The organism is Clostridium thailandense, from assembly GCF_019207025.1.
In the GTDB taxonomy this organism is placed as follows: Bacteria; Bacillota; Clostridia; order Clostridiales; family Clostridiaceae; genus Clostridium_AM; species Clostridium_AM thailandense.
In genome coordinates this window covers 20,653-30,785 of record NZ_JAEEGC010000149.1, presented here as the reverse complement: position 1 = coordinate 30,785, position 10,133 = coordinate 20,653, and the positions used below count along the sequence as shown (strand labels likewise).

General features: G+C 32.7%; 7 protein-coding genes, 1 pseudogene and 1 riboswitch. Of the genes and pseudogenes, 4 read left to right on the top strand and 4 right to left on the bottom strand.

Annotation, left to right across the window (positions count from 1 at the left end):
* The first annotated feature begins 349 nt into the window (after positions 1-349).
* The 4 genes from I6U48_RS24415 (at position 350) to I6U48_RS24400 (ending at position 5,007) form a co-directional block, all read left to right on the top strand.
* Positions 350-748 (top strand): bacteriohemerythrin, encoded by a 399-nt coding sequence (locus tag I6U48_RS24415; RefSeq protein ID WP_218323091.1) that lies wholly within the window; start codon positions 350-352, stop codon positions 746-748.
* Between the two features lie 289 nt (positions 749-1,037).
* Positions 1,038-2,165, top strand: coding sequence for a glutamate 5-kinase (proB, locus tag I6U48_RS24410; protein ID WP_218323090.1), 1,128 nt, complete (start codon positions 1,038-1,040; stop codon positions 2,163-2,165).
* Positions 2,166-2,182: 17 nt separating this feature from the next.
* Entirely contained in the window at positions 2,183-3,439 is a 1,257-nt protein-coding gene (locus tag I6U48_RS24405; RefSeq protein WP_218323089.1) for a glutamate-5-semialdehyde dehydrogenase, read from the top strand.
* A gap of 143 nt (positions 3,440-3,582) precedes the next feature.
* A complete protein-coding gene (locus tag I6U48_RS24400; protein ID WP_246615532.1) occupies positions 3,583-5,007 on the top strand; it encodes a hypothetical protein in 1,425 nt (474 codons plus the stop codon).
* Positions 5,008-5,049: 42 nt separating this feature from the next.
* Here the strand turns inward: I6U48_RS24400 and I6U48_RS24395 are convergent, their stop codons facing one another.
* The 4 genes and pseudogenes from I6U48_RS24395 to I6U48_RS24380 all read right to left on the bottom strand — a co-directional run bounded on the left by I6U48_RS24395 (position 5,050) and on the right by I6U48_RS24380 (position 10,133).
* On the bottom strand, positions 5,050-6,498 hold the full coding sequence (locus tag I6U48_RS24395) for an amino acid permease (RefSeq protein ID WP_218323088.1): 1,449 nt from the start codon (positions 6,496-6,498) through the stop codon (positions 5,050-5,052).
* A 142-nt stretch (positions 6,499-6,640) separates the two neighbouring features.
* Positions 6,641-6,816, bottom strand: a riboswitch (Lysine riboswitch).
* 64 nt (positions 6,817-6,880) lie between these two features.
* Positions 6,881-7,549 (bottom strand): ferredoxin-like domain-containing protein, encoded by a 669-nt coding sequence (locus tag I6U48_RS24390; protein ID WP_218323087.1) that lies wholly within the window; start codon positions 7,547-7,549, stop codon positions 6,881-6,883.
* Between the two features lie 120 nt (positions 7,550-7,669).
* Positions 7,670-9,088: pseudogene (locus I6U48_RS24385) on the bottom strand (amino acid permease).
* 214 nt (positions 9,089-9,302) lie between these two features.
* Complete coding sequence (locus I6U48_RS24380; RefSeq protein WP_218323086.1) at positions 9,303-10,133, bottom strand: DNA-binding domain-containing protein; 831 nt, start codon at positions 10,131-10,133, stop codon at positions 9,303-9,305.

Here is a 10,133-nt window from a genome sequence, read left to right as displayed (position 1 = left end):
AAAGTATTTATCGTGCTGAAAGGATGTAAATATCTCCCGGAGCATAAGTTAAGTGTCTAATTTTGTTCATATAAATATTTAATCCCCTATAATTTATCTTAAGAAGGTTTTAGTAACTTCTTATCCTTTTCCATATGTTCATTTCTACAAAACTCTACATTTAACTCACTGTTAACCTCATTTCTTACATAAAATCTAATTATATACGAAATTTTTAGTTGCAAAATTTTCAAATAATAAATAATATAGTAATTATAATAACTATATTTTTTATATTATAGTATCCAGTTATTATAATTAAAGTCAATAACAGATTATAACCACGAAATAAAATTGGGAGGTAGGTAAAATGCTAAAATGGAAAAATGATTTTGAGATAGGAGTGGACTTAATTGATTCTCAACACAAACATCTTTTTGAGATTGGTAATAACGCTTATGAACTTTTAAAAAATGACCTATATTTAGATAAGTATAATAAAATTATTCTAATAATTGATGATTTACGTCAATATACTAAGTATCATTTTAAATGCGAAGAAGACTACATGTTAAAAACTAATTCTCCAGAATATATCATTCAAAAAAAAGAACATGATGGTTTTATAAAAAAAATTGATAACCTAAATTTAGACAAAATAGACGAAGATCAGCAAAAATATATTGAAGATATTCTTTCATTTATCTTTAGCTGGATTCTTGATCATATTATACAAAAAGATAAGTTAATAAAAAAACAATCTATCTAAACTTTATCCTCAAGTCTTTCAATGTTTTTAATTAAATTTATTATGTTGTTTCCAAATCCCCTCATCACTGCTCTCATCTTAGTATATTCATAAATATATATTTCTTTAGACTTGAATGCTTTTTACCTTTTGTGATATACTTTTTTAAAATTCGTTTTTTTTATTATATTTATACATAGAAAGGGGGCTTATGTTATTTCTATATGAGGTAACTTTAAAGTAGCCGCATTTATCTTATAAAATAAGCTAAACTTTATCCATGTAACCCTATAAGAATAACATAGATCATATGGACATTAGAAGTAAATATTTAAAAAATGTAAAAAGAGTTGTTGTAAAGATTGGCTCATCTACACTCACACATTCAAGTGGCTTTCTAAATCTTAGTCGTATTGAAAAACTTGTAAGGCAAATTTCAGATTTGCATAATCAGGGAATAGAAATAGTTCTAGTTTCTTCTGGTGCTATCGCTGCAGGTATAGGTAAATTAGGACTTAAAAATAAGCCAGCAACTATTCCAGAAAAACAGGCGGCGGCGGCTATCGGACAAGGAATCCTATTACACATGTACGAAAAAATGTTTTCTGAATACGGAAAAATAGCGGCACAAATTCTTATAACTAGAGAGGATGTTTCTAATAGAACTAGGTTTCTAAATGCAAGAAATACTTTCTTTTCATTATTTGAAAAAGGAGTAATTACAATAGTTAACGAAAATGATGCTATTGTAGTTGATGAAATAAAATTCGGTGATAATGATACTTTATCTGCTATTGTAGCTTCTCTAGTTGAAGCTGATTTATTAATTTTACTTTCAGATATTGAAGGACTTTACGATAGTGACCCTAGAACTAATCCTCAAGCTAAACTTATACATGAAGTAGAGAGAATTACAGAAGAGGTTGAAAGAAGTGCTGGAGGTGCCGGAACCTCTTTAGGTACTGGAGGAATGGCTACAAAAATAAGTGCTGCAAAAATTGCTACCTCTGCTGGTGTTTCAATGGTTATAGTAAATGGTGCTAATGAAGGCATAATTAATGATGTTGTGAATCTCGAAAGGGTTGGTACCTTCTTCGTACCGGATGAATCTCCTATGCATCTACGAAAGCACTGGCTTACCTTTAATACAGATATAAAGGGTAAATTGGTAGTAGATAATGGTGCTTACAAGGCTTTAGTAAATGAGCATAAAAGCCTTTTGCCTTCTGGTATAGTATCTGTTGAAGGCTTCTTTAACCATGGTCAAATCGTATCCATTATAACTAGTGATGGTGTAGAAATAGGCAGGGGGATTACTAACTATGATTCTTCTGAAATTGAACAAATAAAATCTCTCAAGACGGATGAAATTGAAGGTATTCTAGGATATAAGAACTATGATGAAATAGTACATTGCAATAATATGGCTATATTTTAAAAATGAGGTGGTACAAAGTGAATATTTATGATTATATGATAACAAAGGGACAAAATGCAAAGAAGGCTTCTCGTGAGCTTGCTTATATAAGTACAGAAGTTAAAAACAAAGCACTCATCGCTATGAGCGAGGCTTTAATATCAAATAAAGCTCTTATATTATCAGAAAATGAAAAAGATCTAGTAAACGGTAGAAATAATGGTATGTCTAAAGCTCTTTTAGATAGACTTGCTTTAAATGTTAAAAGAATAGAAGATATGGCTGAAGGCCTTAAAAGTATTGCTTCATTATCAGATCCTATAGGTGAAGTTACAAAGATGTGGAGAAATGCAGATAACCTTCAAATTGGCCAGGTAAGAGTACCTCTTGGTGTAATTGGAATTATATATGAAGCTAGGCCTAATGTTACTGTAGATTCTGCTGCCTTATGTATAAAATCTGGCAACGCTGTAATTTTAAAGGGCGGAAAAGAAGCATTAAACTCTAATATAACTATTGCAGATATTATAACCAGAGCTGCAGTTAGTTCAGGACTTCCTGAGGGAAGTATACAGCTTATCGAAACTGCTGACAGAGAAGCTACCAATACTATGATGAAGCTTAACGAGTATATAGATGTTCTAATACCTCGTGGTGGCTCAGGTCTTATACAAAGTGTAGTAAAAAACTCAACTGTGCCAGTAATTCAAACTGGAGTTGGAAACTGCCACGTTTACGTAGATGAATATGCAGATTTTGATATGGCAGAAAAAATAGTTATAAATGCAAAAACCCAAAGACCTGCAGTTTGTAATGCTATGGAAACTTTGCTAGTTCACAAAAATGCTGCTGAAATATTTTTGCCAAAGGTTTCAGATGCTTTAAAAACATATGGAGTAGAAATAAGAGGCTGTAGCGAAACTGAAAAATACGTAAGCAATATTAGCAAGGCGACTGAAGAAGATTGGAAAACTGAATACGGTGATTTAATTATAGCTGTAAAAATAGTAGCTTCTATAGATGAAGCAATGGATCATATATATAAATATGGTACTAAGCATTCAGAAGCTATAATAACTAACAATTACAAAAACTCCCAGAGATTTTTACAAGAAGTTGACGCTGCAGCGGTATATGTAAATGCATCTACCAGATTCACTGATGGCGGTCAATTTGGTTTTGGAGGAGAAATTGGAATTAGTACACAGAAACTTCACGCTAGAGGCCCTATGGGTCTGGAACAGTTAACTAGCATAAAATACATTATATACGGCGAAGGTCAATGTAGAAAGTAATGAAGCACTTTATTGCAGTCCTAGTGTAGGTTTTACCTTTATCCTAATTTTTTGATTTTTTCATCATTTTAACTTTGTTGGAAAATATGGTATAATGTCAAAGTGTATTCTCTAACAAATTTATATAAAGGAATGTATTTAGTATGAAAAAATTAAAACCTCTATTTATTTTACTATTTCTTTTAATTGTTGGATTTGGATTATCAAAGTACTTGCAGCTTAATAGTGTTAAAACTACCGCTAAAGTTACAGCAAATACAGATATTGAAAAGCCTCATATAAAGAAAAAACTTCAAACCACAGATGCTATACCAGAAGGCGTACTTAACTCTAATGCTGAAACCTATGACTCACAAAACACAGATTTAAGAAAGTTTCCTTATCCATATAGTGCTATGCTTGCCATATGCTCAGATATAGATGATACCACTTTAGAAGAGTTTAGAAATTACCATAGATTTTTAAATACTAAAGAAAAAACTGATGCTGGCGAAGGTATAGGTCTAGATGTTGGTGATTCCATGTGGATGTATATGGCTGATAACGTAAAATACAAAGTTGACAAATATGGCAATGGAGTTGATAGCATTATGACTTACTTCAAAGGAATAAGTAAATCCGAGAAGCATAACTCCAATGAAATAGTCCATTTTTATAAATCTGGCTGGATAGATTGTCTCCATTCTTTTGGTGATTTTTCTACCAAAAACGAGAAAGGTACTTCTTTCAAGAGAGATTTAGCCTCCAACGCTTGGCAAACATTGAAATCAGATAATATTAAACCTGTAGTATGGATAAACCATGGCAACAAATCAAATAGACAGAACTTTGGAGCCTATGGTACCTCTAGTTTTATGAATTATCAACAGGGAGACAACCCTAAATCATATTATTATCATACAGATTTAACTATTCCTAATGGTATTAAATACGTATGGAATTCTTTAAACGATAATAATTTCGGCCATGACTATCCACTCTATGAGATTTCTTTAAGAGATGGAGCTAAAGTATGGGGCTTTTACAGATATACTAACGATTTAGTAAATGGAAAAATTGATTGGACTTGGGTTCCTAAGTATCTTCATAAACAACTTTCACAAAGTAATTTAGATTCTATTGTAGCAAATAAGCAATATTCCATAGTTGGACAACATCTAGGTGTTGATGCTGAGGACTTGTACTCTGATGATAATATAAAATCTTTAAGATTATTAAAACAGTATGAAAATGACGGAAAAATAGTTGTTACAAAAACCTCAAGATTATTAAACTATGCTAATGCTCACAAATATTTAATGTATAACAAAGTAACTGCTGACGATTTAACTTATATAAATATAACCAGTATAAACGATCCTATATTTGGTAAGTATGTACCTAACATCGATAATGTAAGAGGAATTACTTTTTACTGTGATGATCCTAAAAATACGATATTGCTATTAAATAAGACTAAGATAGATAATAATGAACTTCAAATAAACTCTAAAGATGAAACAGGAAAAAGCAGTATATCAATTAAATGGTTTAAACAAGATTACACTGATTATACTAAACAAACATAAATTAAAAGAGCCATCTCTAAAAAATGGCTCTTTTTAATTTAATTATTTTTCAGTTTTTGTATCAAAATCAACATCCATTAAGTTAATAACTTTTGTATTATGTTTGCTCTTATATCCAAACCATAGTGCTAAAAATAGTGGTAATCCAATGTATGAAGAAATTACTCCATTCCAATCTATTTTATCTGCTTCAAAATAGCTAAGTCCCTGTCCCAAAGTAACAACTGTACATAATACTAATGCTATGATTGGTCCTAGTGGGAATAACTTTGCAACGTATTTCAATTTTCCTAAATCACGTCCCTGTGCAACATAAGCCTTACGGAAACGATAATGGCATAATGCTATACCAAGCCAAGCTACAAAGCCTGCAAGTCCTGAAGCTGCCACAAGCCATACGTAAACAGTTTTTTCTGCATAAAGTCCTGTTAAGAAACAAAGAGATGCTACTATTGTAGTAATCATCAATGCATTTGTTGGGACTCCTCTTGAGTTTAGCTTGCCAAGAAATGCTGGTGCTTTTCCATCCTTAGCCATTGCGTACAACATTCTACTTGAAGCATACATTCCTGAATTTCCTGCTGATAATACGGAAGTTAAAATAACTGCATTCATTAAGGATGCCGCTGCTGCTATACCTGCCTTCTGGAACACCATTGTGAAAGGACTTGTATCAACGCCAGCTTCTGTATAAGGTATTAATGCGCCTACAACAAATATAGTTCCTAAATAGAATATTAATATTCTCCAAAATATCGTATTAATTGCTTTTGGTATAGTTTTCTCTGGATTCTCACTTTCTCCAGCAGCTATACCAACAAGCTCTGTTCCTTGAAATGAAAAACCAGCAATTAAAAATACCATAAATATTGATTTAGCTCCGCCAACAAAAGGTGCCTCTCCAACTGTAAAGTTTTTGAATCCTATTGTGTGTCCACCTATTATTCCAACTATTGTTGCAACACCTACTAATAAAAATATAATAACGGTAATAACCTTAATGCTTGCAAACCAATACTCTGCTTCACCATAAGCTCTTGCTGATAAAAGATTAAGTCCAACTATTAATACAAGGAATAGAACACTCCATGTAATCGCTGGCACACCTGGAAACCAATATTTCATAAGCAGCGCACCTGCAACCATTTCCGCTGCAACAGTAATTGCCCAATTGTACCAATAGTTCCATCCCATTGCAAATCCAAAAGCTGGATCAACAAATTTTGATGCATAAATTCCAAAAGAACCTGAATCAGGCATAAAAGTTGCCATTTCGCCTAAGCTTGTCATTAAAAAATAAACCATAACACCTATACAACCATAAGCAACTAAAGCTCCACCTGGACCTGCCTGATTAATTGTAGCTCCAAGAGCTAAGAATATACCAGTTCCAATGGCACCTCCCATTGCAATCATGTTTAAGTGTCTTGCTTGTAAACTTCTCTTTAATTCATGAGAAGTTTCAACGCTTTCTTCTTGTGCATTTTGCATAATTTCTCCTCCTTACCGGCTCTATATTATTCCGATAAGTGAATTAACTAAGATTGGAAACGTAAAAAATGCCCCGAGCACACACTCAGGGCATCTAACATGCATTTAAATCAACATTTACAAATACATATATTAGTCCACAACGAATGATAGCTCACCACAAATTTATCTTGTGACAGTTTTGCATATATTCTATGCAACCCCAGCTATACAGTATCAAAGCATCAACTGTACGCTTCGGCAAAATTTCCTTTTAAGCTGCTTCATTGCGCTTACCTCTGCAGCCCTACTTTTAAATCTTGCACCTCTACCTCAGTTATTCACTTATACTAAACATTATACACTAATATTAATAATTAGTAAATATTTTTTTAATTCTAAATTATAGTAAATCAGCTCTTTTCAAAACCTCATTTTTGAATTCTTCGGAGCCTATTCTATCTATAAAGAAGCCTAGTTTTTCTCCATCCTCTGCACCTTCTTTATAATAGTCAAAAATGCAATCTATTAGCTTTAAAGCCTGTTCTTCGTTCAAATTTATAGCTATAATATCTGACATTCTAGGATTATAGCCTGCAGAACCACCAGCAGTTACTATAAAGCCCGGTATATCCGCTATAACTCCAACATCTTTACTATATACACTTCCACAAGCGTTTCGACATCCTGCAACTCCTATTTTTGTTCTACAAGGCATATCCATCCACTGATATTTTTGGGATAGCTTCACCCCTGTTCCTATAGTGTTATATTTAGACCTCTTGCAAAATCCAGCAGGACACATCTCTACATTTTTCACAGAATTCTGTTTTTTCACAGCAGGCTCCATACCCAACTCTTCCCATATAGCTGGTAAATCACTTTCCTCCAAATTTGTTATCATAATTCTTTGTCCGGAAGTTATTTTTAGGACTCCACTGTACTTTTTTGTTACTTTAGCTATTTTTTCAAGATTCTCTGGAGTTATAAATCCTCCAGGAATGTGTGGAGTTATTGAAAATTTTCTCTTCCCATTTCTTATTTTTTGTAAATTACCATAGTGACTTCCCATAATATCTCTCCTAACGTAAAATGATATTCCTTTTATTTTATCATACTTACTCTTTAGTTTTCCATAATTCATTACTTTTAGTTAAGATTATTATGTATGGTAGCCAAAATATAAAGTTGTTTAAGCAATCTTTTTTTCTAATTGATTTTTGGACATATTATTATTCTGCAATGAGCTGCGCTTGTGTGAATACGTAAAATAGACTATTACGCCAAGGATAGTCCATCCACCAAAGTACAATCATGTTGCTTTTGATAAACTGCACATCAAGAATACACAACACGCTATTGCCATTAAAGGTACTACTGGCACTAAAGGTACCTTAAATCCTCTTTCCAATTTGGGATGGGTCTTTCTTAGTACAATTACTGATAATGCTACAAGAGAAAATGTTGCTAAAAGAACCATATTTGCAAGATCTGCTAATTGTTTTAAATCCACAACTCCTGCAAGTAAAGCTGCTAAGCAACCAACTAACCAAGTTGAAAGTACGGGTACATTTGTTTTCTTATTTACCTTCGAATAAGCTTTGGGAAGTAACCCATCACGACTCATTGAAAACAATATACGAGATGAACCATATACATAAGCAAGAACAACTGCTAAAATTCCAATAACTGCGCCAACTGAAAGTATAGAAGCTGCCCATCCTTGTCCTACTGAGCTTAGTGCATACGCCATAGCATCACCAACATTTAATTTCGTATAATGCGTAACACCAGTTAATACTAAACAAACCACAATATAAATAAGTGTACAGCCTATCATAGATGCTACAATTCCTATTGGTAGGTTTTTCTGTGGATTTTTCACTTCTTCAGCAGAAGTTGAAACTGCGTCAAAGCCTGCATACGCCAAAAATACGGAAGCCGCACCAGCAAATACTCCTTTACTGCCAAATGGCATAAATGGATGCCAATTTTGAGGTTTAATATAAAAAGCGCCTACAGCTATGAATAGAACTATAACCCCAAGCTTTACAAATACCATAAGATTATTTATTTTTTTACTTTCCTTCGTTCCTCGTGAAAGAAGAAAGGTGATAAATAATACTACCAAAATCGCTGGAAGATTAACTAGTCCACCTTGACTTGGAATGTTTGTAAACACATGGGGTAAGTGAATTCCACATTCCTTTAATAAACTGTTGAAATAAGCCGACCATCCGCCTGCAACCGTTGCTGTACATACTGTATATCCTATAAAAAGCGACCATCCAACTAAGTGAGCAACTATCTCACCTAAAGATGCATAAATATATGCATATGCACTACCTGAGGTTGGAATTGAGGATGCAAATTCTGCATAACATAAAGCTACAAGTACACATGCAATTGCAGAACCGATAAAGGATAAAATAACAGCTGGTCCAGCATCTCTAGCTGCAACAACTCCTGTCAAAACCATTACTCCAGTTCCAATTGTTGCACCTATGCTCATTAATGTTACATCAAATGCACCTAAGGATCGTTCAGCAGAATTACTCTTGTTACTATCCAAGATAGAATTTACGTCTTTTTTTCTAAAAAACGATTTCATATTACAAAGCCTCCTAATAAAATATAATTAATGTAATTGATTATAATAGTTCAACTACAAAATGCTTCACTATTCTTCATAATTCTTCACACAAAAAACGAAATGCTTTTAAAATTCTCAATTTTAAAAGCATTTCGTTTAATGGTAACTTATATATAATCTTATAATCGTACTCTCAATTACACGAAATTTGATAACTAATTATTTTCATTATTTAATAGTCTTCACACTGTAACAATAATCCTTCAAAAAACTTGCTTATTATTACCTTTCCACCTGTTTTATTCTTTCCTTTAATATAGTCCATCTCAGTTTTAACACTTGCAAAATCAAACATTCCTTTAGAATAATCCTGAAAACTCTCGTTGTAGTAGTCTTCTACTCCTATATATGCGAGATTAGTGAGTCCAATCTTAATTGCTCTTCTCATTCTCTGCTGCACCGTTTTAGGACTATCTCCAATAATGCTGCATAAATCATTAAAATTACATTCATCAAAAGATTTTTTTGTTTCTAATAGATACATACAGATTTTTATAATATCATTTGTTCCCTTTTCACCCAGCATGCCAAACTTACTTAAAACATGCTTAATTACTTTTATATTATTGTTCTCTGATTTTTTTTCAGGGTTAACATCTTTGAATACTTTCTTTATATTATCAAGCATATTTTCTATTTCAATTTTTTCAGCAACTTTACTCGTAACCTTCTCTACCTCGATTTTATTAATAGGTTTGCTTATAAAGAACTCAATTCCAGAATTATAAGAATCTCCTACCAATCTTGCGTCTGATACTTGAGAAATCATTATAAATTTAATCTTAGGCTTCAAGAGCTTTACTTCCCTCACCAAACTATTTCCATCCAATTTAGGCAGAAGCAGGTCAACTAAAACAATGTCCGGATTGCAAAGCAGTATTTCTCTAAGAGCTGTTTCTCCATCATTTGAACTGCCGACTACTTCACCCGACCCGTTTTCTTCAATCAAATTAGCCAATATCTTAACAATATTAACATCATCGTCAATAATATAATATCGCAT